This is a genomic window from Streptomyces sp. YIM 121038 (assembly GCF_006088715.1).
Classification (GTDB): Bacteria; Actinomycetota; Actinomycetes; order Streptomycetales; family Streptomycetaceae; genus Streptomyces.
This window is the reverse complement of sequence record NZ_CP030771.1, coordinates 5,158,744-5,183,991: the sequence shown is the minus strand read 5'-3', so window position 1 is coordinate 5,183,991 and position 25,248 is coordinate 5,158,744. Positions and strand designations below refer to the sequence as shown.

Genomic DNA, 25,248 nt, shown 5'->3' with positions numbered 1-25,248 from the left:
GGGGCGGCGGCCGGGACGCTCGGGGCGGCGGCCGGGACTCCCTGGGCGGCGGCCGGGCCGTTTCACAGCGGGCCGAACCGGTAGCCGAAGCCGCGGACCGTCTGGACGTAGCGCGGCCGGGACGCCACGTCCTCGATCTTGGCGCGCAGCCGGCCGACGGCGGCGTCCACGATGCGGGAGTCGCCGAGGAAGTCGTGGTCCCACACGCTGCGCAGCAGCTGTTCGCGGCTGAAGACCTGGCCGGGCGACGCGGAGAGCTCCAGGAGGAGGCGGAGTTCGGTGGGCGGGAGCGCGAGGGGGGTGCCGGACTTGGTGACGGTCAGGCCCGCGCGGTCCACGACGAGGCCCGCGTAGGTGTCCCGGGCCGCGACCGGGGTGGCGCGGCGCAGGGCCGCGCGGATGCGGGCCTCCAGGACGGGCGCGGTGACGGGCTTGACCACGTAGTCGTCGGCGCCCGCCTCCAGGCCCCGGACGACGTCCGTGTCGTCGCCGCGCGCGGTCAGCATGATCACGGGCAGCGTCGGGCGGGACGCGCGGGCCCGCACGCGGCGGCACACCTCGAAGCCGTCGAGGCCGGGGAGCATCAGGTCGAGCACGGCGATGTCGACGGCCTCGCCCCCGGGCCCGTCGAGCAGCGCGAGGGCGGCCTCCCCGGTGGCGGCGGCGGACACCTCGTAGCCGTGGCGGCGCAGCACCAGCTCCATCCCGTCGCGTACGGAGGCGTCGTCCTCGATCAGCAGCACATGCGGCATGCGCTCGATTATGGGCGAGGGCCCGGCCTTTCCCAGCTGGTCAGGGGGGTCGGACGGGCGCCGCCCGCACATTGTTACGTGCTCATCATGTGGCCATGGAGCGACCATCATGTGGCCGCCGGACGGTGAGGCGCATGACCACCACCTCACGCAGGGCGCCGGTCTCCGGCGCACCCCGGCTCCGGCTCGCCGCGCTCGTCGCGGCCCCCGTGCTCGCGCTCTCCGCCGCCTGCGGCTCGGGCTCCGGCGACGGCGACGGCGACGGCGACGGCGGCAAGCAGGACCAGGTCGCCTCCGCGCCCGAGTCCCCCGGCAAGGGGGGCGGCGGCGACAAGGCCAAGGGCTCGGCGGACCCGTCCGGCGGGGACAAGGCGGGCAAGAGCGCCTTCTTCGACGCGCAGATGACGTACGTCCGCTGCATGCGCACCAAAGCGGGGCTGAAGGACTATCCCGACCCCAAGCTGAGCGGCTATCTCAACTGGCCCGAGATCGACAAGATCGTCGACCCCAACGGCGGCGGCGAGGAGTACAAGGGCGGCAAGGACGGCGTCTGCGGCGACGAGCTCCGCGCGGCGATGAACCTGGAGCCCAAGCGCGACCAGCAGCAGGACTTCGAGTCGATGCTCGCGCACGCCAAGTGCATGCGGGACAAGGGCGTCTCGCGGTTCCGCAACCCGACGATGGCCGACGGCAACGCGCAGCCCGGCGGCGAGCCCGACCCCACCTCACCGAAGCTCGACACGAAGTCCCCCGCCTACGAGGAGGCCCGGGAGGCCTGCGCGTCCAAGCTGCTCGACGGCCTGGACGGCATGCAGTGAGACGCCGTACGGGATGGCTGGCGGCGGCGGGCGCGGCCGCCGCCGGGGTCGTGACGGCGGGTGCCTTCGCGGTCGGCGGTGGACAGCGGGACGGGGCCGCGGACGAGGGCGGGGCGCCGCCCGCGACCGCCGAGGTCGTCCGCACCGACCTGGTGCTCAGCAAGACGGTGGACGGCACGGTGGACTTCGCCGGGCGCAGGCCCGTGAAGCCGGCGGTGCAGGGCACGGTGACCGTGGCGGCGCGCGAGGGCGCGACGGTGCGGCAGGGCCAGGCCCTGTACGAGCTGGACGACAAGCCGGTGACCCTGCTGTACGGGCCGGTGCCGGTGTTCCGCGGGATGAAGCAGGGCGACCGGGGCACGGACGTGCTCCAACTGGAGCGCAACCTGCGCGACTTGGGGTACGGGGCCGGCCTCTACGTCGACGTACGGTACGACGCCGCGACCGCGGCCGCCGTCAAGCGGTGGCAGCGGTCCCTCAACCGGGTGCCGACCGGGCGGGTCGGCAAGGGCGAGGTGGTGTTCCAGGGCGGTCCTGTCAAGGTCGTCGCGGCGGACGCCGCCCTCGGTGACCAGGTCGGCCCCGACGCGGCCGTCCTCACCGCAGCCTCGCCGACGCCCGTGGTGCGGGCCGGGCTCGACCAGGGCGACGGCTCGCTCGCCGCGCGCGGCACCCGGGCGGAGATCCGGCTGGCGGGCGGCAAGAAGGTGCGGGGGAAGGTGACGGGGACCGTGCGCCCCGAGCGCACCGAGGACTCCGGGCCGGGCGGCGACGGCATCACCGTGGAGATCGCCCTGGACGGCGGAGCGGCCGCGCTCCTCGGCGAGGCGGCGCGGGCCACCGCCAGCGTCACCTTCGTCAGCGAGAGCAGACGCGGCGTCCTGGCCGTACCGGTCGAGGCGCTGGTCGCCCTGCGCGGCGAGAGCGGCGGCTACGGCCTCCAGCTCGTGCCCGCCTCCGGCCCGCCCCGCATGATCCGCGTCGGGACCGGCATGACGGCGGACGGCCGGATCGAGGTGCGCGGCGCCGGGCTGCGCGAGGGCGTACGGGTGGGGGTGGCGGCCCAGTGAACCCGCCCACGTCCCGGGCGGCCGCGGCACGGCAGGACACCGCCGGGCCCCCGGGCGCCGCCGTGGTCGAGCTGCGGCGGGCCACCAAGGTCTACCCCGGTGGCGTCACCGCCCTGCGCGAGGTCGATCTCACCGTCCACGACGGGGAGTTGCTCGCCATCGTCGGCCCCTCCGGGTCGGGGAAGTCCACCGCCCTGAACCTCATCGGCACGCTGGACCGGCCCACTTCCGGCAGCGTACGGGTGGCCGGGCACGACGTCGGGGCGCTGTCCGACGCACAGGTCGCGGCGCTCCGGGCCCGGCACATCGGGTTCGTCTTCCAGCACTTCCACCTCGCCCCCGGGCGCAGCGCCCTCGACAACGTCGCCGACGGCCTGCTGTACGCGGGCGTCCCCGCGCGGCGGCGGCGCGCGGCCGCCGCCGAGGCCCTGGAGCGGGTGCGGCTCGGCCACCGGCTCGGCCACCGGCCCGGCGAGCTGTCCGGCGGCGAGAAGCAGCGCGTCGCGATCGCCCGCGCGCTCGTCGGCGCGCCCCGGCTGCTGCTGGCCGACGAGCCGACCGGCGCCCTCGACTCCGCGTCCGGGCAGGTGGTGATGGAGCTGCTGCGCGAGCTGAACGCGGCGGGCACGACCGTGTGCGTCATCACCCACGACCACGACATCGCCGACTCGCTGCCGCGCCGCGTCCGCTTCCGCGACGGGGAGATCGTCTTCCGGGACGGGGAGGCCGACTTCCGGGGCGGGGAGGTCGTCGTATGAGCGCGCCCGGCAGGGACCGGCTCAGGCCCGCGCGGCTCTCCCCCGCCGACGTGCTGCGCGTCGGCTCCGTCGGCCTGCGGGCCCGGCGCGCCCGCGTGGTGCTCTCCTCGCTCGGCATCGCCATCGGGATCGCCACGATGGTGGCCGTCGTGGGCCTGTCCACGTCCAGCCGTGCCGATCTGATGCAGCGCCTCGACCGGCTCGGCACCAATCTGCTGACCGCCGAGGCGGGCAAGGACGCGAGCGGGCAGGAGGTGAAGCTGCCGAAGAGCGCCGTCGCCATGGTCGAGCGGATCGGCCCGGTGCGGCAGGCCACCGCGACGGCGAACGTCGACGCGCGCATCCGCCGCAGCGCCGCCGTACCGGAGGAGCGGTCGGCGCCGGTGACCGCGCAGGCGGCCCGCCCCGACCTGCTCTCCGCCCTCAACACCCGGGTGGCCAAGGGCGGCTGGCTCGACCGGGGGCGCGAGCGGCTGCCCGTGACCGTGCTCGGCCGGATCGCCGCGGAGCGGCTCGGCATCACCGCGCCCGGCGAGAAGATCATGATGGGCGACCGGTACGTCGTGGTCGTCGGCATCCTCGCGCCGATGGAGCTGGTGCCGACGCTCGACCGGGTCGCCCTGGTCGGATTCCCGGCCGCGGAGCGGTACTTCGGCTTCGACGGCCATCCCACGACGGTCTTCGAGCGCTCCACGGACGCCGCCGTCGAGGACGTCCGCGCGGTCCTCGCCCGCACGGTCAACCCCGGCGACAAGGGCTCCGTGACGGTCTCGCGCCCCTCCGACGCGCTCGCCGCCAAGACCGCGACCGACGAGGGCCTGACCGCGCTGATGCTCGGGCTCGGCGCGGTGGCGCTCCTCGTCGGCGGGGTCGGCGTCGCCAACACCATGGTGATCTCGGTGCTCGAACGCCGTACGGAGATCGGCCTGCGGCGCGCCATCGGCGCCACCCGGGGCGCCGTCAGGATCCAGTTCCTGACCGAGTCCCTGCTCCTGTCGGCCATCGGCGGCGTCGCGGGCGCGGGCCTGGGCGCCCTCGCCACCCACGGCTTCGCCCTCGCCCAGGGCTGGACCCCGGTCGTACCGCCCTGGTCCCTCGCGGGCGGCCTGGCCGCGACCCTCGTCACCGGCGTACTCGCGGGCCTGTACCCGGCCGCGCGGGCGGCACGGCTGCGTCCGACGGTTGCCCTGAACGCCGCGTGACATCCGCCGCGGCGGGGGCTCGGCCGCGCCCGACGGCTGCCCTGGGCACCGCGCGACCTCCACCGCGGCGGAGGGGGTGGCCGCGCCCGACCTCCACCGTGGCGGGACGGCACGGCCGTATCCGGCGGTTGCCCTGAACGCCGCGTGACATCCGCCGCTATCGCGGTACTCATCCCGTATGGAGCCCATCGACCACACCGCGGCCCCGGTCCTGGAAGCCCTCGACGCCTACCACGACAGGGGCCGGCTCGCCTTCACCCCGCCCGGCCACAAGCAGGCCCGCGGTGCCGATCCACAGGCGCGGCGGGTCCTGGGGGACGCCGTGTTCCGGTCCGACGTGCTCGCCGTCGGCGGCCTCGACGACCGGCGCGCGAGCGGACACGTGCTGAGCCGGGCCGAGCGCCTCATGGCCGACGCCGTGCACGCCGAGCACACGTACTTCACCACCTGCGGCAGTTCCCTGTCCGTCAAGGCGGCCATGCTGACCGTGGCCCACCCCGGCGACCGGCTCCTGATCGGCAGGGACGCGCACAAGTCCGTGGTCGCGGGGCTGATCCTGTGCGGCATCGACCCGGTGTGGGTGGAGCCCCAGTGGGACGCGGAGCGCTCCCTGGCGCACCCCCCGTCCGTGGCCTCGTACGCGGCGGCCCTCGACCGGCACCCCGACGCGCGCGGCGCGCTCGTCACCAGCCCCACGCCGTACGGCAGCTGCGCCGATCTGCGGGGGCTCGCCGAGCTGTGCCACGGGCGCGGGCTGCCCCTCGTCGTCGACGAGGCGTGGGGCGCGCACCTGCCCTTCCACGAGGACCTGCCGTCGTGGGCGATGGACGCGGGCGCCGACATCTGCGTGACCAGCATCCACAAGATGGGCAGCGGCCTGGAGCAGGGCTCCGTCTTCCACCTCCAGGGCAACCGCGTCGACCCCGCCGAGCTGGCCTCGCGCGCCGACCTGCTCGGCACCACCAGCCCCTCCGTCCTCATCTACGCGGGCCTCGACGCCTGGCGCCGCCAGATGGTGCTGCGCGGCCACGAGCTGATGTCCGGCGCGCTGCGGCTCGCCGCCGAGGTCCACGAGGAGATCGAGCTGATCCCGGGCCTGCACGTGAACGGCCGCGCCGACCTCACGGGCCCCGGGCTCGCCGCCGACCTCGACCCGCTGCCCACGGTGATCGACATCTCGGGACTCGGTACGACGGGCTACCGCGCCGCCGACTGGCTGCGCGAGCACCACGCGCTCACCGTGCACATCGGCGACCACCGCCGGATCGGCGCGCAGCTCACCCACGCCGACTCCCGCGAGACGGTCGGCCCGCTCCTCGACGCCCTGCGCGACCTGTCCGCGCACCGCGCCGAACTGGCCGACGCGCCACGCGTCGACGTGCCCTCCCCCGCCGAGCTGCGCATGGAGCAGGTGTGCCTGCCGCGCGACGCGTACTTCGGCGCCGTGGAGTCGGTGCCCCTCGACCGGGCCGCGGGCCGCGTGGCCGCCGAGATGGCCACGCCGTACCCCCCGGGCATCCCCGCCGCCCTCCCCGGCGAACGCCTCACCGAACCGGTCCTCGCGTACCTGCGGAGCGGCCACGCGGCGGGCATGTACATCCCCGACACCGCCGACCACACCCTCCGCACGCTCCGCGTCCTCAAGGAATGAGCGGCGCCGGGCCGCACGAAGGGTGACGTTCTCCTCTAGCCTTGCCGTGTGTCGGACACATGTCCGACATGCGAACCGGAGCGAAGTGCCTCGCGGCGCGACGCGGTGAATCAAGAGGACGGACAACCGATGCCGCGGCGGCCCCCGAGACGCCCCCGCGGGCGAAGACGCCCGCAGCCCCGGATAGCGGGGGCGCTTCCGCCGGGGGCGGAGGGGCCCATGCCGCCGGGGCCGGAGGCCTCGCTGCCGCCGGACCCTGAGGGCTCGCCGCCGCCAGGGCCCGAGGGACCACAGGGCTCGCTGCCGCCAGGACCTGAGGGACCGCTGCCGCGGCGGGCTCGGGACGGGGCCGGGGCGGAGTCGGGCCCCGCGCCCCGGGCACAGGGTGAGGCCGAGGCGGAGTCGGGCCCCGTGCCCCGGGCACAGGGTGGAGCTGCGGGAGAGTCCTGCCCCGCGCCCCGGGCGCGAGGTGAGGCCGAGGCGGAGTCCTGCCCTGTGCCCCAGGCGCAGAGCGGGGCCGGGGCAGCGTCCCACCCCGTGTCCCAGGCCCAAGGTGAGGCCGAGGCAGAGTCCCGCCCCGCGCCCCGGGCGCAGAGTGAGGCCGAGGCAGAGTCCAGCCCTGTGCCCCAGGCGCAGAGCGGGGCCGGGGCAGCGTCGCGCTCCGTGTCCCAGGTGCCGGACGAGGCCGGGCCACGGCCGGGCGCCGCTCCCCGGGCGCAGGTTCCGGGGGCTGCGCACCGGGGCGGGCTCCGGGCGGAGCGGGGCGTGGCCCGGGAGGGGCGGGGTGTGCTGTCCCGGATCCGTGGTGTGCTGCGGCGGGAGTGGCAAGGCGTCGCCGTCGCCGCGTGGCGGGAGCTGCGCTCCCGGGGCGCGGCGGGCGTCGCGCTCGCCGTCGGCGGCACCCTCGCGATGCTCGTCCTGCACGGCCTGGAGCAGATACCCGACCCCGACCGCGTCGTCCGCATGCTCGGCGAGGTCCGCGCCGACCAGCCCCTGTGGCAGTCACTGCTCCGCACCCCCCTGTCCGTGTTCATACCGACCCGCGACCAGCCGCCCTGGGGCGGCATCCCCCGCCTGGTCCTCGCCTTCGGCCTGGCGCAGCTCCTCGTCGGCTGGCGCCGCACGCTCCTGGTCGCGTACGGGGCCACGCTCGCGGGCACGCTCGGCGCCCGCGTGATGATCGCCATCGGCCCCGGCCACTGGGCCGGGGTCCCGGCCTCCTACGCCCACGACGTGGACACGGGGGCCTCCGCGGCCGTCGTGGGCCTCTTCACCTATCTGGCGGTACGGCTACGGGCCCCCGTCCTGTGCCTGGCCTTCGTCGTCCCCACGGTCGTCGGCTCCCTCCTCAACCCGAACCTCGCGGGCCGGGAGCACCTGGTGGCTGTGGCCCTGGTCGCGGGGGTGGCGGCGGTGCGCCAGGGCCGGGGCGGCCTGGCCGGCAGCGGCTGAGCCCGGCCCCTACCGCGGCGGGCTCCCTCCCCCCCCCCACCCGGCACTGGGTGGCCTTGCCGGCCGGGCCCCGACGCGAAGCGCCCGCGGCTGAGCGAGCACCCCCACCGCTACCGCGGCGGATCTCTCCCGCCCTCCCACCCGAAACTCGGCAGCCTTGCCGACCAGGCCCCGACGCCAAGCGCCCGCGCGTGGCGCCCCATTCGTCCCGCCCCGGCGGGGGCGGGCGGCGGGACCACGCCGGGCATGGGCGGCGGCGCCGCACCGGGCTCGCGCGAGCGCGCCTCGACACGAGGCGCAGCGCCTGCGCCTGCGGCTGCGGCTGCGGCTGCAGCTGCGGCTGCAGCTGCGGCCGAGCAGACGGCGCCGCCGCTACCGCGGCGGATCTCTCCCGCCCTCCCACCCGAAACTCGGCAGCCTTGCCCGCCGGGCCCCGACACCAAGCGCCCCCGGGTGGTGCCCCATGCATCCCACCCCGGGCGGGGTCGGGCGGCGGGACCACGCCGAGCTCACTCGGGCGGGCCTCGACAACCTGCGACTACGGCCGAGCAGGCACCACCACCGCTACCGCGGCGGACCTCTCCCACCCTCCCAACACTCGGCAGCTTCGCCAGCCGGGCCCCGACGCCGAGCGACCGCGCGTGGCGCCCCATGCATCCCACCCCGGGCGGGGGCGGCAGGACCACGCCGGGCATGGACAGCTGGGCCCGGACACCTAGCACCCGCACGTGGTGTGCCCTACGGACCCCACCCCGGCGCGGGCGGACGGCAGGACCACACCGGCCGTGGGCGACCAGGCTCCGACGCCAAGCGCCCGCGGCAGCGTGCTCCGCCCCGGCGGGGGCGGGCGGCGGGACCACGCCGGGCACGGGTGGCTGGGCCCCGGCACCTAGCACCCGCGGGTGGTGCCCTGAACGGATCCCCCGGGTGGGGGCGGGCGGCGGGGCCACCCCGTGGGTGCGCGGCCAGGCTCCGGCGCCTAGCACCCGCGCGTGGCGCCCCACGGATCCCCCGGGTGAGGCGGCGGCGGGACCACCCCGTGCATACGCGGCCAGGGTCAGACACCAAGCACCCGCGCGCGGCGCCCCACGGATCCCACCCCGGATCGGGGCGGCGGCGGGACTGCCCCGAGCGTGCGCGGCCAGGCTCCGACGCCAAGCGCCCGCGGCAGCGTGCTCCGCCCCGGCGGGGGTGGGCCGGGGCCACGCCGGGCATGGGCTGCGGTACCGCGTCGGGTTCGCCCGCCGGGCCCGGCACCAGGCGGTTGGGCCGGACGCCCCACGGGTCCTGCCCCGGGCGCGGTGGGGCCACGTCGAGCCTGTGTGGCCCGGCCCCGGCGTGGGGCGTCTGCGGCGGAGGGTTCCGAGGTCCCCGTCCAAGTTCAGGGCGGGTGGGTGGGACCGTCCCGGCCGCGCGGAGCGCGGCCACCTGGTGCCGGGGCTGAGGGCGAACGCCCTGCCTCGGGGGCACCTCCCCAGGCGTGGGCGGGTCGCTGGGCCCGGCTGCGGGCAGGCGCCGCGAGGTGCCAGGTCAGGGCAGGTGCGCGGGGGGACCACCCCGGGCGCGGGCCGGGGCCGCGAGGCGCCCAAGCCAGGGCGGGTGGGTGGGTCCACCCCGGGCGCGGGCCGGGGCCGCGAGGTGTCCAGGCCAGGGCGGGTGGGTGGGTCCACCCCGGCTGCGCGGAGCGCGGCCACCCGCGGGCCGGGGCTGAGGGCAGGCGCCCCCGGCCCCGCCGCGCAGGCCCCGGCCCCGCCACCGCCACCGCACGGCCCCGGTCAGCACACAGCCCCTGCTCAGGGCGCAGGCCCCGGCCCGCCCGCGCAGGCCCCAGCCAGCGCCCAAGGCCCCGGCCAGCGCGGGCCCCGGCCAGTGCGAGCCCCGGTCAGGGCCCAGGTCAGCGCGCGGGCCCCGGCCGCACAGGGCCCGGCCAGCGCGCGCCCCGGTCAGGGGCGCAGGGCCCCGGGCGCACAGGGCCCCGGGCGGGGCGCAGGGCCCCGGTCACCGCGCAGGCCCCGACCGGGCGCGGGCCCCGGTCAGCGCGCAGGCCGCAGGAGGGCCGCTGCGGTCAGGAAGGCCGCGGCCAGCAGCGCCGTGCCGATGCCGAAGGCCAGGTGGTAGCCCGAGGTCAGCGCCTCGGCCCGGGAGTGGCCGGTGGCGAGGAGGGACTCCGTACGGGAGGCGGCGAGCGTCGAGAGGACGGCGACGCCGAGCGCGCCGCCGATCTGCTGCGTGGTGTTGAAGAGCCCGGACGCGAGCCCCGCGTCGTCCGCGCGGGCCCCGGACATCGCGAGCGAGGTCAGCGCGGGCAGCGCGAGCCCGAAGCCGGCGGCGAGGAGCATGACGGGGAGCAGGTCCACCCAGTAGGTGGCGTGCACGGGCACCCGGGTCAGCAGGCCGAGGACGCCGAGGAGCAGCACGAGCCCCGCGAGGAGCACGGCGCGCTCGCCGAAGCGGGCGTTGAGGCGGGCGGAGACCCCGAGGGACACCGCGCCGATGACGGCGGCGGCGGGCAGCATGGCGAGGCCGGTCTCGGCGGCGCCGTACCCGAGGACGTTCTGCAGGTAGAGGGCGACGAGCACCTGGAAGGAGAAGAGGGCGGCGACCATCAGCAGCTGTACGACGTTGGCCCCGGTCACCGCCCGGGAGCGGAACATCCGCAGGGGCAGCAGCGGCGTGCGCGCCTTGGTCTGGCGGACCACGAAGCCGGCGAGCAGCACGGCGGCGAGCCCGCCGAAGCCGAGCGTGTGCCCGGAGGCCCAGCCGTACTGCTCCACCTTCACCACGCTGTAGATGCCGGTCATCAGGCCCGCCGTCACCAGGAGCGCCCCCGTGACGTCGGCCCCGGCGCGCAGCCCGAGCCCCCGGTCGGCGGGCAGCGCGGGCAGGGCGAGGAGCAGGGCGGCGAGGCCGATCGGCAGGTTGATGAAGAAGATCCAGTGCCAGTTCAGGGCGTCGGTGAGGACGCCGCCGAGCACCTGCCCGAGCGAGGCCCCCGCGGCCCCGGTGAAGCTGAACACGGCGATGGCCCGGGCCCGTTCGCCCGGCTCGGTGAACAGGGTGACGAGGATGCCGAGGCTGACCGCCGAGCTCATGGCCCCGCCGACGCCTTGCAGGAAGCGCGCGGCGATGAGCGTCGCGGGACTCGTGGCCGCGCCCGCGAGGACGGAGGCGAGCGTGAAGAGCCCGATGCCGGTGACGAACATCCGCTTGCGGCCGATCAGGTCGCCGAGCCGCCCCGCGAGCAGGAGCAGGCTGCCGAAGGCGATGAGATAGGCGTTCACGACCCAACTCAGCCCGGCGGGCGTGAAGTTGAGGTCCTCCTGCATGGCGGGCATGGCCACGGTCACGATGCTGCCGTCGAGGATGATCATCAGCATCCCGGTGGCGATGACACCGAGGGCCAGTCGCCGGGAGCGGCCCTTGACCGGCGCGCTCCCGGCACCCGAGGCCGCCGGTGCGTCCGGAGCCGCCACGACGCCCGAAGCCGCCGGGACATCCGGGGCCTCCGGGGCCCCGTTCGCTGCGGTGGTGGCTGTCATGTGTCTCTCCTGTCCGATACGGCCGGGCGACGGAGCCAGGCGCGCGAGAAGGGGGCGGGAAGCGCGGGCCGCCCACGGCGTTCCGCGGCGCGGGCCCGACCCGATCAACACTCTGGACCGTAGCAGATAGTTTCGTTGCAGACTATCTATCTCGGTCGCACACCCCACCGCTCGGCTACCCTGGCCGTATGACCGCCATGGCACCCACCCGCACCGAACCGGACCTCTCCTTCCTCCTCGACCACACCAGCCACGTCCTGCGCACGCAGATGGCGGCGGCGCTCGGCGAGATCGGGCTCACGGCGCGGATGCACTGCGTCCTCGTGCACGCGCTCCAGGAGGAGCGCACCCAGGCGCAGCTGGCCGAGATCGGGGACATGGACAAGACGACGATGGTCGTCACCGTGGACGCCCTGGAGAAGGCCGGCCTCGCCGAGCGGCGCCCGGCGCGCGAGGACCGCAGGGCCCGCGTCATCGCCGTCACGGAGAAGGGCGCCGAGGTCGCGGCCCGCAGCCAGGAGATCGTCGACGGGGTGCACGAGCGGGCGCTCGGCGCGCTGTCCAAGACCGACCGCACGGCCCTGCTCCGCGCCCTGAACCGCCTGGTCGAGGGGCACTTGGCGACCCCGGCCGAGAGCCCGCGCCCCGCCCGCAGGGCGCGTCAGCGGGCCTGACGGCCACCCTTCGCGGTCCGTCCGCGCGGTCCCGTACGGTGAGAGGTCCCGGTGCGCCGTCGGCGCGTACGGGCGACCGCAGAGGAACGAACGAGGGTGGGGCCACCATGGCGCTGTTCGGAAACGCGCACACCGTCGACCCGGCGTCGGCACAGCAGGAGTACGCGCGGCTCATGGGCCACGGCGAGCAGGTGTACGCCGCGTACCGGCTGATACGCGACACGATCCTGCTCACCGACCGGCGCATGATCTTCGTCGACAAGCAGGGGATGACCGGCAAGAAGGTCGAGTACCACTCCGTGCCGTACCGGAGCATCACGCACTTCGCGGTGGAGACCGCGGGCCACTTCGACCTGGACGCCGAGCTCAAGATCTGGATATCCAGCAACCCGGTGCCGATCGAGAAGACCTTCACCAAGGGCGTCGACATCTACGAGGTGCAGGCGATCCTGACGCAGTTCGTCGCGCGCTAGGGCCGACCCGTGCGCCAGGGCCGACCGGCGCCCCGGGCCGACCCGCACGCCAGGGCCGACCCGTGGGACGGACGCCGTCCGCCGCGCGGGCGCCCCGGACGGGCGCCGGGCGGGCGGGTCGGGGTACGTTCGTAGGGCACCTAAAGGCTAAGAGGGAACGCCCCATGATCTTCATCACCGTGAAATTCACCGTCCGCCCCGAGCGCAGCGAGGACTGGCTCGACCTCGTCGACGACTTCACGCGTGCCACCCGTGCCGAACCCGGCAACATCTTCTTCGAGTGGTCCCGCAGCGTCGACGACCCCCACCAGTTCGTCCTGGTGGAGGCCTTCCGCGACGGCGAGGCGGGCCGCGAGCACGTGGAGTCCGCGCACTTCGCCGCCGCGATGGAGACCATGTCGTACGCCATCGCCAGCACCCCCCAGATCGTCAGCACGGAGATCCCCGGCATGGACGGCTGGGGCGCGATGGGCGAGGTCTCGCCGCGCGAGGCCTGAGCACGGCGGCGCACACGCGCGAGAGGGGCCCGGACCGTCCAGCGGTCCGGGCCCCTCTCGCTCTCCTCACGTCACGCCTGCGGCAGCCGGTCCAGGAAGCCGTACACCGTGCGGACGCGGCCGTCCTCCGCGAGCACCGCCACGTCCGAACCGGCCACCGGGGCGGAGCCGTCCGCCCCCGACACCAGCTCCCAGGTGAACCGGACGAGGCCGTGGTGCCCGTCGAGCTCGCCCGTCCGCCGGAACTCGAACCCCGGGAACTGCTTCTGCACGGCGGCTATCACCGCGACGAGCGCCTCCGTCCCGGCCGCGTCGGCCAGCGGGTCGGTGTACGTGCCGTCCTGCGTCCAGGCCGCCTCCACGGCCTTGCGGATGTCCTCGGTCCCCGTGGCGTTCCAGGCCTCGAAGTACCGGGCGACAGCGGTCTCGTGAACGTCCTGTGCGGGCATGGTCTTCGCCTCCGGTGAGTGTCGGTCTCCGTACGTCGTTCCCGGGGCCCGGCCGGAGTGCGCCGCCCGGGCCTCGGTGACCTCAGAGTGCCGTGCGGGGGCCGCCCGGCGCGATTACGCCCCAGGTAAAGCAGTCTCGTGAGTGGCTTCCGCAGGGCGCGCGCGTGTGTTGTCCTAGTGGGCCGATTTCGTTCGCCGAGCCGGGAGTTGCCGGATGCGGAAGCAGTTGGTCGGTGGTGTCGTCGCGGGGATGCTGCTGCTCGGGGCCTGCGGGGACCCGGGCGCGGAGGACGGCTCGGGCGGGGCGCCCGCGCCGGATCCGCCCGCGGCCTCGCGCACGGACGGATCGGGCCCGCCGTCGCAGACGAACCGGCAGCAGGCGGAGCGGGACGAAGAGGGGGACGAGGAGCGGGGCAAGGAGGGGGGCGCCTCCCGTGCGGGCCCCAAGTCGCCCGGTACGTCCGGCGGTCGGGCCTCCGGGCCCAAGCCCGCGCCCCGCGTCCTCTACCTCGGCGACTCCCTCGCCATGGAGAACCAGGACGTCCTCGGCTCCCTCCTGCGCGACCGGCTCGCCGCCCGCTACACCAGCGCCCCCTACTCCGGCACCACCCTCTGCGACTACCTGGAGGACACCGGCGAGGACTCCCTCGTACCGGACGAGGACAAGGCGGCCACGCTCGTGCGCGAGCTGCGGCCCGACTTCGTGGTGCTCCAGTTCTGGGGCAACTCCTGGGGCTACACGCCGTGCATGGGCGGCGTCACGTACGACAAGCAGCGGGACACGTACTTCACGCGGTACGCGGCCGACGCGCGGCGCCTGACCGGGCAGATCGAGGAGGCCGCCCGGGACGTGGGCGCGGCGCGGCCGAAGGTGGTGTGGGTGTCGCAGGGCCCGGACGTCATGACGCCCGACCGCGTGCGCCGCGTGAACGAGCTGTACCGGCGGCAGGCCGCCGCGTCCGGCGACCTGGTGTCGGACGCGGGCCGGGCGGTCAGCCCGGCGTCGGCCCGCTACCGGTGGGTGCGGGAGCTGCCCTGCACGGCGGACGAGCGCGCGCACCCGGTGTACTGCACGGAGCCCGGCGGCCGTACCGCGCTGCACCGGGGCGACGACTACCTGCACTTCTGTCTGGCTCCGACGACCCCGAAGTCCCGGCCCTGTCCGGTGCGTTCGCCGGGCATCCGCCGGATCGGGCAGGCGGTCACGGACACGGTGGCCCGCGCCGCGAAGCGCTGACGGGGCCGCCCGGAGGCCGTCAGTCCCGGCGCCACGCGCTGTACGACCGCACGTCGCCCGCCCGCACCTCGAACCGCGGCTCGGCCTTGGTGAACATCACCTCCAGGCCGAGCACGGTCCCGGTCCCCGGGTCGAGGATCAGCATCCGGCGCAGCTCGTCGTCGCCCGCGCCCCGGGACCGGTGCACGTACGCCTGCCCGGAGCGGCCCAGCCGGTCGGTGATCGCCCCCGCGGGACGCAGGCCCTCGGTGTCGGCGAGGACGCGGGCGAGCGCGGCGCTCTCGCGGGCACCGAGCGTCCAGGTGTCCAGGAGCCGCGGCAGCGCGTCGAGGAGCTGGTCCGTGGTGAGCGGGCCCGAGCGGCGGTGCGCGCCCCGGTCGTAGGCGTCCGTCAGATAGGCGCGCAGCCCGGCGGGGGTGTGCGGCGGCCTGGCCCGCGCCCCGGGCGGCCGCGCGGGCGGCTCGGCGCGCGGCCCGGACTCCGCGGGCAGGCTCCACGTCCGGACGTGGCTGCCCCGGCGCAGGCCCGGCTCGCCGTCGCGCGCGGCGGCCCGCGCCCGCTCGGCGACCTCGGCGAGCGGCACGGCGGCGGAGCCCGCGCGCGGGTGCAGGGCGCGGGGCGCGGCCGTGGCGGACGTGGCCGCGAGGTCGGGCAGGGTGAGCACGAGCACCGCGGCGAGCGCGACGGCGGCGGCCTCCGCCCACAGCACGACGCGGCGGCGGGCCCGGCGCCGGCTCGTGTGCAGGAGCTGGTTGAGGCCGCGTTCCGCGCGGGCGTCGAGCGGCCGGTCGCGCCAGGGGCCCTCGGTGGCGGACACGGGGTCGGCCGCGCGCAGCAGGTCCAGTTCGTCAGTCATGGGTGCCGTCTCCTGCCGTTACGTTCATCCGCATCCGGTCGATCTCCGCGCGCAGCCGCCGCCGGGCCCGGTGCAGCCGCATCGCGGCGGCGCTCCGGCCACAGCCGAGGGCGACGGCCAGGTCGTCGACGCCCAGCTCCTCCCAGGTGGTCAGGCGCAGCGCCTCCTGGTCGGCGGGGGAGAGCCGGGCGAGGGCCTCGTGCACCCAGGCGCCGGGCGCGTCGGCGTCGGGTCCGGTGACGACCTGGCCGTGCCGGGTGGCCTCGTGGTGGCCGATGCGGTGCAGCAGGCGGCGGTAGCGGCCGAGGCCCCGCACCGTGTTGGCCAGGCAGTTGCGGGCGACGCCGTACAGCCAGGGCAGCGCGTTCTCGGGCAGTTCGGCGCGGCGCCGCCAGGCTATGGAGAAGACCTCCGCGACGACTTCCTCGACCTCGTGCGTCTCGCCCGCGCCGAGTCTGCGCGCCACGAAGCGGCTCACCGCCCAGTAGTGCTCGCGGTAGGCGGCCGCGAAGGCTTCGTCCGTGCTCATGAACCGTAGGTGTCCGGCATGTCCCCGATCTTCACACCCGGGCGCTGTGATGTTCGTGGCAGGGGTTCGCCGTGACGCCCCGGCCGGTCCCGGACACGTACGGGGCATGAGGGCAACCGTGAAGTGGCTGACGACCACCGACCACAAGACGATCGGCACGCTGTATCTGGTGACGGCGTTCGCGTTCTTCTGCATCGGCGGTGTGATGGCGCTGTTCATGCGCGCCGAGCTGGCCCGCCCGGGGCTCCAGATCATGTCGAACGAGCAGTTCAACCAGGCGTTCACGATGCACGGCACACTGATGCTGCTGATGTTCGCGACGCCGCTGTTCGCGGGCTTCGCGAACTGGCTGATGCCGCTCCAGATCGGCGCCCCCGACGTGGCGTTCCCCCGCCTGAACATGTTCGCCTACTGGCTGTACCTGTTCGGCTCGCTGATCGCGGTGGGCGGCTTCCTCACCCCGGGAGGGGCGGCGGACTTCGGCTGGACCGCGTACGCGCCGATCACGGACGCCGCGCACGCGACGAACATCGGCGCCGACATGTGGATCATGGGTCTGGCCCTCTCCGGCTTCGGCACGATCCTCGGCGCGGTCAACTTCATCACCACGATCGTCTGCATGCGCGCGCCCGGCATGACGATGTTCCGCATGCCGATCTTCACCTGGAACGTGCTGCTGACCGGCGTCCTGGTGCTGCTCGCCTTCCCGGTCCTGGCGGCCGCGCTGTTCGCCCTCGAAGTGGACCGGAAGTTCGGCGCGCACATCTTCGACGTGGCGAACGGCGGGGCGCTGCTGTGGCAGCACCTGTTCTGGTTCTTCGGCCACCCCGAGGTGTACATCATCGCGCTGCCGTTCTTCGGCATCATCTCCGAGGTCATCCCGGTGTTCTCGCGCAAGCCGATGTTCGGCTACATGGGCCTGATCGGCGCGACCATCGCCATCGCGGGCCTCTCCGTGACGGTGTGGGCGCACCACATGTACGCGACGGGCGGCGTCCTGCTCCCCTTCTTCTCCTTCATGACGTTCCTCATCGCGGTGCCGACGGGCGTGAAGTTCTTCAACTGGATCGGCACCATGTGGAAGGGCTCGCTGAGCTTCGAGACCCCGATGCTGTGGGCGGTCGGCTTCCTCATCACCTTCGTGTTCGGCGGTCTGACCGGGGTGCTCCTGGCGTCCCCGCCGATGGACTTCGCGGTGACCGACTCGTACTTCGTGGTCGCGCACTTCCACTACGTCATCTTCGGCACGGTCGTGTTCGCGATGTTCTCCGGATTCCACTTCTGGTGGCCCAAGTTCACCGGCAAGATGCTCGACGAGCGGCTCGGCAAGATCACGTTCTGGACGCTCTTCATCGGCTTCCACGGCACGTTCCTCGTCCAGCACTGGCTGGGCGCGGCGGGCATGCAGCGCCGCATCCCCGACTATCTGGACGCCGAGGGCTTCACCGGCCTGAACACCCTGTCCACGATCTTCTCGTTCCTGCTCGGGATGTCCCTGCTGCCGTTCTTCTACAACGTCTGGAAGACCGCGAAGTACGGCGCGTACGTCGAGGAGAACGACCCCTGGGGCTACGGCCGCTCCCTGGAGTGGGCGACGACCTGCCCGCCGCCGCGCCACAACTTCCACTCCCTGCCGCGCATCCGCTCCGAGTCCCCGGCGTTCGACCTGCGCCACCCCGAGATCGCGGCGGAGCTCGCGCCCGTGCCGGAGCCCGCGGAGAGGGCCGCCCTGTGACCGCCATGGACGACCGCCCGGCGGAGGCGGCCCTGCTCATCCACGAGATCGAGGGCCACCTCCTGGTGGAGTCCGCCCGCACGGAGAGCCGCGCGGCGGCCGCCCGGTTCACCGCCCGCCTCGACTGGCTCACCCAGGCCCAGCGCGAGGAGGTGGAACGCGTGTACACCGAGGACCACCTGGCCCTCACCCGCCACATCTGGCGCCGCACGGCCCACCGCTCCCGCGAACTCCGCACGGAGTACGAAACCCGCTACCGGTCCCTGCGCCGCCGTCTCTTGGCGGGGGCCCTGCTGGGCATGACGTTCGCCCTGCTGGTCGCCGGGGCTTGGGTGAGCGCCCCTTAGGGGGCGCGGGGAACTGCGCGACCAGCCCCACGCGGCCGCAGACGAACCCCTAAAGCGCAGGCGGCCCGGCCTCGACGCGCCGGAGCACCGGGGCAAGCCGGTCAAGGTCAGGGCCCGACTGGAGCTGCCGCTCGTCCCACCAGGTAGCCCCCGCGTCCCGCAGGGGCGCGACCACCTCCCCCGCGGCACCGGGTTCGCACGGCGTGGCCCCGCCCAGCACGAGATCGAAGGCCCCGCCCCCGTAAGGGCGGTGATCCCGAAGGTAGCCCACAAGCTCGCGCACCTCGGCGACAGCCGGAACGTGCCCGTGCCGAGCGGACTGGAAGAGCGGTACGGCCCCGTCCCACCGGGCGGCCCTGCGCATCGGGGGCCGGTTGGGCCAGAACCCCCCGATCCACACGGGCGGCCGGGGCCGCTGCACGGTGGCGGGGAGCAGGGTGACGTCACGGACCTGGAAGTGCGGGCCCTCGTGGCTGACGGACTGCCCGGACCAGTACCGGCTCAGAAGGTCGAGGCCCTCGTCCAGGAGCTCGGCGAGGACGCGCGGGTCGGTGGGCTCGCCGAAGCTGCCGTACTCGTCGTCGACGGGCCCGCCGAGCCCGGCGGTGAAGATCACCCGGCCGCCGGACAGGGCGTCCAGGGTGGCCACCTGCCGGGCCAGTTGATGGGGGCGGCGGCGGGCCACCGGCGTCACCAGGGTGCCGAGCCGCAGCCGCGAGGTGGCGAGCGCGGCGGCCGTCAGGAGCATCCAGGGGTCGCCGAAGGGCTTGCCCGCCTGCACGGCCTTGTCGTGCACGACGTGGTCCCAGACGAACAGGCCGTCCCAGCCCGCCTGTTCGGCGGCGACGGCGACGCGCGCGACCACCCTCGGGTCGGCGAAGTCACCGAAGTTCGGAATGTTGATCGAGAAGCGCATGGGGGGCATGGTCGCGCGGGGCCGGGAACGGCGGCAATGGGTTTGCCCCCGCGGCCGGGCGCCGACCGCGAACGGCAATCGTTCGCCCCCGCGGCCGGACGCCGACCGGCACCATGGAAGCCATGGGAACCATGGAGACCGACAACGCACCGACGCCGGACCCGCACGCGGAATCCCCCACCGACATCGCCGTCCGCTACCACCGGGCCGTGGGCGCCGGGGCCACGGGCGACGCGCTCGCGGCGTTCTTCACGGCGGACGCGGTCCACCGCGAGCTGCCCAATCTGCTCTTCCCGAAGGGCGTCGTCCGCGATCTGCCGGGCATCCTGGAGGCGGCCGAGGCCGGACGCGGCACGCTGCGCCGCCAGACGTACGACGTCCGCAACGCGGTGGCCTGCGGCGACAAGGTGGCCTTGGAGGTGGAGTGGACCGGCGAACTCGCCGTCCCGCTGGGCGCCTTGCCCGCGGGCCACGTCCTGCGGGCCCACATCGCCGCGTTCCTCGACTTCCGCGACGGCAGGATCAGCGGCCAGCGCAACTACGACTGCTACGAGCCGCCGGCCTGAGGGCACACGCCCCGGGCCGGCGGCTCGCGCACTCCCCTGCCGGGGTCAGAACGGCAGGCCGTAGTCCCCGCAGGCGGGCTTGAAGTCGGGCTTGTCGGCGCCCAGGGCGTTGACGACGTCCTGGGTCGTCGGCCCGTCCGTGAACAGGCCGACGTGGCCGACCGGGTTCTTCGGACACTGGTCCTGGACGACGATGTTGCGGACGTTGTCGCCCTTCAGGAAGCCCTGGCTGTACGGGGTGGAGACGCGGTCGTTCTTCGTCGCGATGACCGTGTAGCGCACGCCCGGGACGGTGTCGCCGTCCGCGAACAGGGCCTTCTGGAAGTCCGAGCCCTCCTCCTGGTCCTTGAGGCCCTGGAGGTTCAGATGGTCGAACGCGCCGTTGACCAGGCCCATGACGCCGAGCGCGCGGCCGAGTTCGGTCAGGCCGCTGAGGGTGGTGCCGTGGTTGGTGGGGGCGAGCGCGACGAGGCGGTCGACCTTCTGCGCACCGCCGAGCCGCTTGATGTAGTAGTTCGGCATCATGCCGCCCTGGGAGTGTCCGACGACGCTGACCTTCTTCGCGCCGGTCGACGCGAGCACCTTGTCCACGAAGGCGCTCATCGTCCCGGCCGACCGGGCGATGCCCGTGAGTCCGCCGACGCGGCCGCCGAAGTCGAACGGGCTGCCCATGCCGTAGTTGAAGGCGTAGACGCAGTGGCCCTCGTTGGCGAGCGTCGGGCCCATCGTGACCCAGTTGGCGCCGAGGTTGACGCCGGTGCCGTGCACGAGGACGACGGGGTTGGGGTGCTCGGCGGAGGGCTTGCAGCTCCAGTCGTTCACACCGGTCACGGCGTTGGGGCTGAGTAAGAAGTTGCGGACGCCGTCGGCGACCCCGCCGACGGGGTACGACGGCTTGCGCGGCTGCTCGGCGGCGCCCGCCGGGGCCCCGGCGGCGGTGAGCGCGGTGGCGGCGAGGGCCACGGGCACGACGGCGGCGGCGCCGCGCCGCAGGGAGCGCGGCAGACGGCGGCCGGTTGCGGAGGTTCCGTTCACGGTTCCTGTCCCTTCGAGCGAGCTGGCACGTGCGGGGGGGGTGAGGGCGTCACGAGGACGCACCAGGGGAAGGTCATGGCCATGACACACCGATGAGAGGCAATCTGAAACGGCACCGCTTCAGATTTGGTTACTTGAAAGTAGGAGCGGGGCGGCGCCGACGCAAGAGGCGTGCGCGGGACAATTTCCCCACGGGGGCGGCGAGTTGGCGAAGCGGCAGGTGAGAGGGGCGGCAGGGGTGGAGTCCGACGAGGGGGACGGGCCGGGCGGGGCCGGGCGGCGGCCCGCGCGGGCGTACGGAGGCAAGTCGGCCGAGCAGCGCAAGGCGGAGCGGCGGCGGCGCCTCCTCGACGCGGGCGTCGACCTCTTCGGCACGGGCCCCGGCGCCTACCGCGCCGCGTCCGTCGCCGCCCTGTGCGCCCGCGCGGGCCTGTCGACGCGCCAGTTCTACGAGGAGTTCCGCAATCTCGAAGAGGTGCTCGCGGCCCTGCACCAGCACGTCCAGAAGGCCGCGCAGACCGCCGTCCTCGCGGCCCTGGCCGAGGTCACGGAGGGCACCGTGCGCGAGCGCGTGGAGTCCGCGTTCCGTGCGTACGCGCGCGTGCTCACCGCCCATCCGCACCTCGTGCGGATCGCCTTCGTGGAGGTCACCGGCGTCACGCCGGAACTGGAGAAGCAGCGCCTGGAGGCCCGCAAGGGCTGGGTCGGCCTGCTCGTCGCCGCCCTCGACGAGGCGGCGGCGCGCGGCGAGATCGGCGCCCGCGACTACCGCGTGGCCGCGCTCGGCTTCGTCGGGGCGGTCAACGCGCTCCTGTACGACTGGACCACCGGGTACGTGGACGCGGACCTGGACACGATCGTGGACGAGCTGATGCGGATGTTCATGGGTCTGCTGCAGCCGCCCGACGCCGACGGGGCGCCCGCGACGGACCCGGGCTGACGGGCCGCCCGGGCCCTTCGCCCTAGGGGCGCAGGTGGGCGAGCAGCGCGTCCGCGACGGGGTGGACCGGCTCCGCCGGAAGCAGGGCGCGGGCGCCGTCGAGGTCGCCCGCCGCCACCGAGTCCCGTACGCGCCGGGCCAGGCCGGGGCGCCCCGCCTCAAGATCGGTATCCTGCGACTGCGCCCACGCGGCGCCCGTCGCCGAGGAGTTGAGCCGCATGCAGCCACCCGTCACCCTGCGCCCCTGGCGGACCGCCGACGCCGCGAGTCTGGTCGAGATCTACCGCGACGCCGCGCTGCGCCGCTGGGCGCTTCGGGGCCCCGAGGACGAGGCGGCCGCGGTCCGCTGGATCGAGGACCACGAGCGGGCCCGAGAGGCGGGTGACCGCTTCGCCTTCGCCGTTACGGAGCCTTCGGCCGAGGACCGCGTGCTCGGGCAGGTCGTCCTCAAGCGCGAGGGCCCCGACCCGGCGTCCGCCGAGGTCGGCTACTGGACCGCCGCCCCGGCGCGCGGCCGGGGGGTCGCGCCCCGCGCGCTGGAGGCCCTGACGGAGTGGGCCTTCACCACGTTCGCCGCGGAGGGACTGACGCGCCTGTCACTCCTCCACCAGGTGGACAACGAGGCGTCGTGCCGGGTCGCGCACAAGTGCGGCTACGACCTGGCGGAGGTTCTGGCCCCGTTCCCGCCGGACTATCCGCTGAGCGGGCACCGGCACGTACGCGAGCGGGTGGCCTGACCGGCCTACTTGAGGGCCCCACGCACCAGGGCCGCGAAGGCGGTGGCCGACACGGTGACGTGGGGCCCGTCGGGGCGCTTGCTGTCGCGGATGGCTATGTGGGGGCCGGGGAGTTCGGCGACCTCCAGACATTGGCCGCCGGTGTCCGCGCTGTACGAGGACTTGCGCCAGGCCGCGCCGTTGAGGGGGGCGCACTCGACGCAGTCGCCGCCAGTACTTCCGGTGTACGAGGACTTACGCCACCGCGCGTTCGTCAGGTCCAGGGTCGTCCCCATAGCGTTCCTCCATCACGCGGGTGATCAGATCCGCCGAGTCCTCGACCGAGAGGGCGGCGGCCTGCAAATTAGCGTAACGGAGCGAAGCTTCGCGGATCGTTTCCGGGTTAGCCGTCATGTGGCCCGCGATCATGTCCTCGGTGTAGACGATCTCAGGGTCGTCATCGAAGCGCAGCAGATTGAACGAGCCGTCGAGTCCTGAGTGTTCACCTGCCGAGTACGGGAGCACCTGGATGCGCACCCAGCGTCGCTGTTGACAGCTCAACAGGTGTTGGAGTTGCTCACGCATGATCTCGCGGCTCCCGATGGGCCGGTGCAGCGCCGCCTCGTCGAGCGTCACCAGGGTCAGCGGCGGGCGCTCGCGCTCCAGAACTCGCTGGCGTTCCATCCGTGCGGCCACCAGGTCGTCGAGGTTGCTGGGCATGCCCGTTGCCAGCACGGCCCGTGCGTAGTCCTGTGTTTGCAACAGTCCATAGACCAACTGCACCTGGAACGTCGAGATGTATGTGGCCTTGGCTTCCATCTCCGCATAGGCCTGGAACCAGCTCGGCAACTGACTGCGCAGCACGAGGCCCACCAACCGGGAGAACATCCCATCCGTCCCGAGGGCAGCGTCAACGCGCTCCGAAAACTCACGCGTGGGCACCTTCTTCGCCGTCTCCACCTGGCCGACCAGGGACCCCGTGCAGAAGATGCAGCCGCCGAGCTCGGCCTGGTTGAGGCCCGCCCCTTCTCTCAGGCGGCGCAGCTCCGATCCGTAGAAGTCCAGCGGGGACGCGCTCGGGTCCAGCTCGTTGATGCGTACCACGGAAAGGTTCACCCCCGGCGTCAAACGCCCGTCAGCGTTGCTCTCGTTGCGTAGCCAAGGGTAAGCGGAGCGCGTCAGCCTGAGTGACATGAATCACGCAACTGACCTCCTTGACCAAGGAGTTGGCGGCAGCTATCGGATGAGCTTCACCGTCGGTGAGCACTCGGCGCGGCCGCTGCGGCGGATCCTGCGGTCGTACCTGGGACGCTGGGAGCTCGCCGGGCTGGCGGACGACGCGGAGCTGGCGCTCACGGAGCTGGTCGCGAACGTCGTGCGGCACGTGCCGGACCGCCGGTGCGCGGTGCTGATCGTGCGGCGTCCACGCGGAGTGCGCGTGGAGGTGATGGACGGCAGCCCCGTGCTGCCCGCCCCGGCGGGCGAGGCGGACGGCGAACTGGCGGAGGGCGGGCACGGGCTGAGGCTCGTCGCCGCGGTCACGGACCGGTGGGACGTTACGGTGCTGCCGGGTGGCGCGGGCAAGACCATCTGGTTCGAGTGCGACGACGGGAAGGGCGTGGACGGTGACCCCTGAGGAACTGATCGCCGAGCACGGGCTGGTGCCGCTGGAGTTCGAGGGAGGCATGTTCCGCAGGACGTGGGCGGGGCCGCCGGACGCGGCGGGGCGCCCCGTGGGGACGGCGATCATCATGCTCCTGACGTCGGAGCCGGGCGACTTCTCGGCGCTGCACCGCCTGCCGATCGACGAGGTCTGGCACTTCTACCGGGGGGACGCGCTGGAACTGCTGCTCCTGCACCCGGACGGCAGCGACGAGCTGCGCTTCCTCGGGGGCGATGGGGGCGAGTTCCAGGTCGTCGTACCGGCGGGGACGTGGATGGGCGCGCGGGTGCGGGCCGGGGGCGACTGGTCGCTGTTCGGTACGACGATGGCGCCCGGGTTCATGGACGAGGATTACGAGGGCGGGGAGGCGGGCGCGCTCGCCGCCGCGTACCCGAGCCGAGCGACTCACATCAGGGAGCTGTGCCGTGACTGACCCCGAACTTCCCTCGCTGGCGGGCCGCGTGGCCCTCGTGACCGGGGCCAGCGGGCTGCTCGGCGGCGGGATCGCCCGGCGGTTCGCGGCGGCCGGGGCGGCGGTGGTCCTGCACTGCCGCGAACAGGCCGGTCGGGCCGAGGCGTTGGCCGAGGAGATCGGCAAGGCGGGCGGCGACGCGCTGGTCGTGGCCGCCGACCTGCGCGAGGAGGACGAGTGCCGACGGCTCGTCGGCGCGGCCCGCGACTGGCGCGGGCGGCTCGACGCGCTGGTGAACAACGCCGGGGTACAGCCCGTGCAGCCGCTGCCCGGCATGTCCGCCACCGACTGGCGGGAGCTCCAGGAAGCCAATGTGACCAGCGCGTTCGCCTGTACGCAGGCGGCGGCCGAGGTCATGGGCGCGCAGGAGGGCGGCGGCAGCGTCACGCAGATCGCCTCCATCGAGGGGCACCAGCCCGCGCCGGGGCACGCGCACTACGCCGCGTCGAAGGCCGCGCTGATCATGTTCGCGCGGGCGGCGGCCGTGGAGTACGGGGCGGTGGGGGTGCGGGTGAACAGCGTGTCGCCGGGGCTCATCGGGCGGCCCGGACTCGCGGAGGACTGGCCCGACGGGGTGGAGCGGTGGGGGCGGGCCGCGCCGCTCACCCGCCTCGGGCGGGCGGAGGACGTGGGCTCGGCCTGCGTGTTCCTGGCGTCCTCGGGGGCGTCGTGGATCACCGGGGCGGACCTGGTCGTGGACGGCGGGGTGAGCGCCCGCCCCACGTGGTGACCTGACGGCCGGCACCCCGGGCCCTGCGCGGGACCGTGGCCGGGCGGCGGCCGGGCTGCGGCTGCCGCGTCGCTACAGACCTTCACGGTGCCGGTGTTGTCCACGTACCGGGCCGAGACCCACCCCGGGCGGTCGCGCAGATCAGGCCAGGTGTGATCCTCCCGGGGCGGG

Annotated in this window: 27 protein-coding genes and 1 pseudogene; 18 read left to right on the top strand and 10 right to left on the bottom strand. The window is 74.5% G+C overall.

Annotated features, from left to right (window positions below):
• Nucleotides 1–62: 62 nt before the first annotated feature.
• Complete coding sequence (locus tag C9F11_RS22100; RefSeq protein WP_138960906.1) at nucleotides 63–752, bottom strand: response regulator transcription factor; 690 nt, start codon at nucleotides 750–752, stop codon at nucleotides 63–65.
• Between the two features lie 134 nt (nucleotides 753–886).
• Between C9F11_RS22100 and C9F11_RS48725 the strand changes: the two genes are divergently transcribed.
• From C9F11_RS48725 to C9F11_RS22075, 6 genes are all read left to right on the top strand, one after another.
• The gene (locus C9F11_RS48725; protein WP_249401834.1) at nucleotides 887–1,570 is read left to right on the top strand and encodes a hypothetical protein; all 684 of its coding nucleotides are present in this window, start codon (nucleotides 887–889) and stop codon (nucleotides 1,568–1,570) included.
• Between the two features lie 50 nt (nucleotides 1,571–1,620).
• The gene (locus C9F11_RS48720) at nucleotides 1,621–2,640 is read left to right on the top strand and encodes a peptidoglycan-binding protein (RefSeq protein WP_249402212.1); all 1,020 of its coding nucleotides are present in this window, start codon (nucleotides 1,621–1,623) and stop codon (nucleotides 2,638–2,640) included.
• A 62-nt stretch (nucleotides 2,641–2,702) separates the two neighbouring features.
• Nucleotides 2,703–3,398, top strand: coding sequence for an ABC transporter ATP-binding protein (locus tag C9F11_RS22090; protein ID WP_138966839.1), 696 nt, complete (start codon nucleotides 2,703–2,705; stop codon nucleotides 3,396–3,398).
• The gene (locus tag C9F11_RS22085; protein WP_138960905.1) at nucleotides 3,395–4,600 is read left to right on the top strand and encodes an ABC transporter permease; all 1,206 of its coding nucleotides are present in this window, start codon (nucleotides 3,395–3,397) and stop codon (nucleotides 4,598–4,600) included. Before C9F11_RS22090 ends, C9F11_RS22085 begins: the two co-directional genes overlap by 4 nt.
• A gap of 178 nt (nucleotides 4,601–4,778) precedes the next feature.
• Complete coding sequence (locus tag C9F11_RS22080) at nucleotides 4,779–6,251, top strand: ornithine decarboxylase (protein ID WP_138960904.1); 1,473 nt, start codon at nucleotides 4,779–4,781, stop codon at nucleotides 6,249–6,251.
• 786 nt (nucleotides 6,252–7,037) lie between these two features.
• On the top strand, nucleotides 7,038–7,703 hold the full coding sequence (locus C9F11_RS22075; RefSeq protein WP_138960903.1) for a hypothetical protein: 666 nt from the start codon (nucleotides 7,038–7,040) through the stop codon (nucleotides 7,701–7,703).
• A gap of 2,033 nt (nucleotides 7,704–9,736) precedes the next feature.
• Here C9F11_RS22075 and C9F11_RS22070 read toward each other — a convergent pair.
• A complete protein-coding gene (locus C9F11_RS22070) occupies nucleotides 9,737–11,242 on the bottom strand; it encodes an MFS transporter (RefSeq protein ID WP_138960902.1) in 1,506 nt (501 codons plus the stop codon).
• 188 nt (nucleotides 11,243–11,430) lie between these two features.
• On the opposite strand from C9F11_RS22070, the gene C9F11_RS22065 reads away from it, so the two are divergent.
• The 3 genes from C9F11_RS22065 (at nucleotide 11,431) to C9F11_RS22055 (ending at nucleotide 12,886) form a co-directional block, all read left to right on the top strand.
• Nucleotides 11,431–11,916, top strand: coding sequence for a MarR family winged helix-turn-helix transcriptional regulator (locus C9F11_RS22065; protein ID WP_138960901.1), 486 nt, complete (start codon nucleotides 11,431–11,433; stop codon nucleotides 11,914–11,916).
• 107 nt (nucleotides 11,917–12,023) lie between these two features.
• Entirely contained in the window at nucleotides 12,024–12,389 is a 366-nt protein-coding gene (locus tag C9F11_RS22060; protein ID WP_030688977.1) for a PH domain-containing protein, read from the top strand.
• Nucleotides 12,390–12,553: 164 nt separating this feature from the next.
• Nucleotides 12,554–12,886 carry a putative quinol monooxygenase gene (locus tag C9F11_RS22055; RefSeq protein ID WP_138960900.1) on the top strand — a complete coding sequence of 111 codons (333 nt, stop codon included), beginning with the start codon at nucleotides 12,554–12,556 and terminating at the stop codon, nucleotides 12,884–12,886.
• 71 nt (nucleotides 12,887–12,957) lie between these two features.
• Here C9F11_RS22055 and C9F11_RS22050 read toward each other — a convergent pair whose 3' ends face one another.
• Nucleotides 12,958–13,335, bottom strand: a complete 378-nt coding sequence (locus C9F11_RS22050) for a nuclear transport factor 2 family protein (RefSeq protein ID WP_138960899.1) — start codon at nucleotides 13,333–13,335, stop codon at nucleotides 12,958–12,960.
• A gap of 214 nt (nucleotides 13,336–13,549) precedes the next feature.
• Here C9F11_RS22050 and C9F11_RS22045 point away from each other — a divergent pair, with 214 nt between their 5' ends.
• Entirely contained in the window at nucleotides 13,550–14,572 is a 1,023-nt protein-coding gene (locus C9F11_RS22045; RefSeq protein ID WP_138960898.1) for an SGNH/GDSL hydrolase family protein, read from the top strand.
• A 19-nt stretch (nucleotides 14,573–14,591) separates the two neighbouring features.
• On the opposite strand, the gene C9F11_RS22040 is transcribed toward C9F11_RS22045, so the two are convergent.
• Entirely contained in the window at nucleotides 14,592–15,428 is an 837-nt protein-coding gene (locus C9F11_RS22040) for a hypothetical protein (protein ID WP_138960897.1), read from the bottom strand.
• Complete coding sequence (locus tag C9F11_RS22035; protein WP_138960896.1) at nucleotides 15,421–15,957, bottom strand: sigma-70 family RNA polymerase sigma factor; 537 nt, start codon at nucleotides 15,955–15,957, stop codon at nucleotides 15,421–15,423. The genes C9F11_RS22040 and C9F11_RS22035 overlap by 8 nt, the downstream gene beginning before the upstream one ends.
• A gap of 118 nt (nucleotides 15,958–16,075) precedes the next feature.
• Between C9F11_RS22035 and ctaD the strand changes: the two are divergent.
• Together ctaD and C9F11_RS22025 are read left to right on the top strand one after the other, a co-directional pair.
• Nucleotides 16,076–17,692: pseudogene (gene ctaD / locus C9F11_RS22030) on the top strand (cytochrome c oxidase subunit I); the annotation flags it as partial.
• Nucleotides 17,693–17,697: 5 nt separating this feature from the next.
• Complete coding sequence (locus C9F11_RS22025) at nucleotides 17,698–18,039, top strand: hypothetical protein (RefSeq protein WP_138966837.1); 342 nt, start codon at nucleotides 17,698–17,700, stop codon at nucleotides 18,037–18,039.
• A gap of 49 nt (nucleotides 18,040–18,088) precedes the next feature.
• Here the strand turns inward: C9F11_RS22025 and C9F11_RS22020 are convergent, their stop codons facing one another.
• Nucleotides 18,089–18,955: an LLM class flavin-dependent oxidoreductase gene (locus C9F11_RS22020; RefSeq protein ID WP_138960894.1), complete on the bottom strand. Its 867-nt coding sequence runs from the start codon at nucleotides 18,953–18,955 to the stop codon at nucleotides 18,089–18,091.
• 122 nt (nucleotides 18,956–19,077) lie between these two features.
• Here C9F11_RS22020 and C9F11_RS22015 point away from each other — a divergent pair, with 122 nt between their 5' ends.
• Nucleotides 19,078–19,521: a nuclear transport factor 2 family protein gene (locus C9F11_RS22015; protein ID WP_249401833.1), complete on the top strand. Its 444-nt coding sequence runs from the start codon at nucleotides 19,078–19,080 to the stop codon at nucleotides 19,519–19,521.
• A gap of 45 nt (nucleotides 19,522–19,566) precedes the next feature.
• Here the strand turns inward: C9F11_RS22015 and C9F11_RS22010 are convergent, their stop codons facing one another.
• Entirely contained in the window at nucleotides 19,567–20,556 is a 990-nt protein-coding gene (locus C9F11_RS22010) for an alpha/beta fold hydrolase (protein ID WP_249401832.1), read from the bottom strand.
• Between the two features lie 238 nt (nucleotides 20,557–20,794).
• On the opposite strand from C9F11_RS22010, the gene C9F11_RS22005 reads away from it, so the two are divergent.
• On the top strand, nucleotides 20,795–21,496 hold the full coding sequence (locus C9F11_RS22005) for a TetR/AcrR family transcriptional regulator (RefSeq protein ID WP_138960892.1): 702 nt from the start codon (nucleotides 20,795–20,797) through the stop codon (nucleotides 21,494–21,496).
• Nucleotides 21,497–21,518: 22 nt separating this feature from the next.
• Here C9F11_RS22005 and C9F11_RS22000 read toward each other — a convergent pair whose 3' ends face one another.
• Nucleotides 21,519–21,716: a hypothetical protein gene (locus tag C9F11_RS22000; protein ID WP_138960891.1), complete on the bottom strand. Its 198-nt coding sequence runs from the start codon at nucleotides 21,714–21,716 to the stop codon at nucleotides 21,519–21,521.
• Here C9F11_RS22000 and C9F11_RS21995 point away from each other — a divergent pair.
• Complete coding sequence (locus C9F11_RS21995) at nucleotides 21,715–22,233, top strand: GNAT family N-acetyltransferase (RefSeq protein ID WP_138960890.1); 519 nt, start codon at nucleotides 21,715–21,717, stop codon at nucleotides 22,231–22,233. The two genes, C9F11_RS22000 and C9F11_RS21995, sit on opposite strands and share 2 nt — an antisense overlap.
• Nucleotides 22,234–22,238: 5 nt before the next feature.
• Here the strand turns inward: C9F11_RS21995 and C9F11_RS21990 are convergent, their stop codons facing one another.
• Together C9F11_RS21990 and C9F11_RS21985 are read right to left on the bottom strand one after the other, a co-directional pair.
• On the bottom strand, nucleotides 22,239–22,508 hold the full coding sequence (locus tag C9F11_RS21990; protein ID WP_138960889.1) for a DUF397 domain-containing protein: 270 nt from the start codon (nucleotides 22,506–22,508) through the stop codon (nucleotides 22,239–22,241).
• Complete coding sequence (locus C9F11_RS21985; protein WP_249401831.1) at nucleotides 22,468–23,328, bottom strand: helix-turn-helix transcriptional regulator; 861 nt, start codon at nucleotides 23,326–23,328, stop codon at nucleotides 22,468–22,470. Before C9F11_RS21985 ends, C9F11_RS21990 begins: the two co-directional genes overlap by 41 nt.
• 76 nt (nucleotides 23,329–23,404) lie before the next feature.
• Between C9F11_RS21985 and C9F11_RS21980 the strand changes: the two genes are divergently transcribed.
• The 3 genes from C9F11_RS21980 to C9F11_RS21970 are packed head-to-tail and all read left to right on the top strand — an operon-like array spanning nucleotide 23,405 to nucleotide 25,077.
• The gene (locus C9F11_RS21980; RefSeq protein ID WP_249401830.1) at nucleotides 23,405–23,848 is read left to right on the top strand and encodes an ATP-binding protein; all 444 of its coding nucleotides are present in this window, start codon (nucleotides 23,405–23,407) and stop codon (nucleotides 23,846–23,848) included.
• Entirely contained in the window at nucleotides 23,838–24,308 is a 471-nt protein-coding gene (locus C9F11_RS21975; protein ID WP_138960887.1) for a cupin domain-containing protein, read from the top strand. Before C9F11_RS21980 ends, C9F11_RS21975 begins: the two co-directional genes overlap by 11 nt.
• Entirely contained in the window at nucleotides 24,301–25,077 is a 777-nt protein-coding gene (locus tag C9F11_RS21970) for an SDR family oxidoreductase (RefSeq protein ID WP_171075814.1), read from the top strand. The genes C9F11_RS21975 and C9F11_RS21970 overlap by 8 nt, the downstream gene beginning before the upstream one ends.
• Nucleotides 25,078–25,248 lie beyond the last annotated feature (171 nt).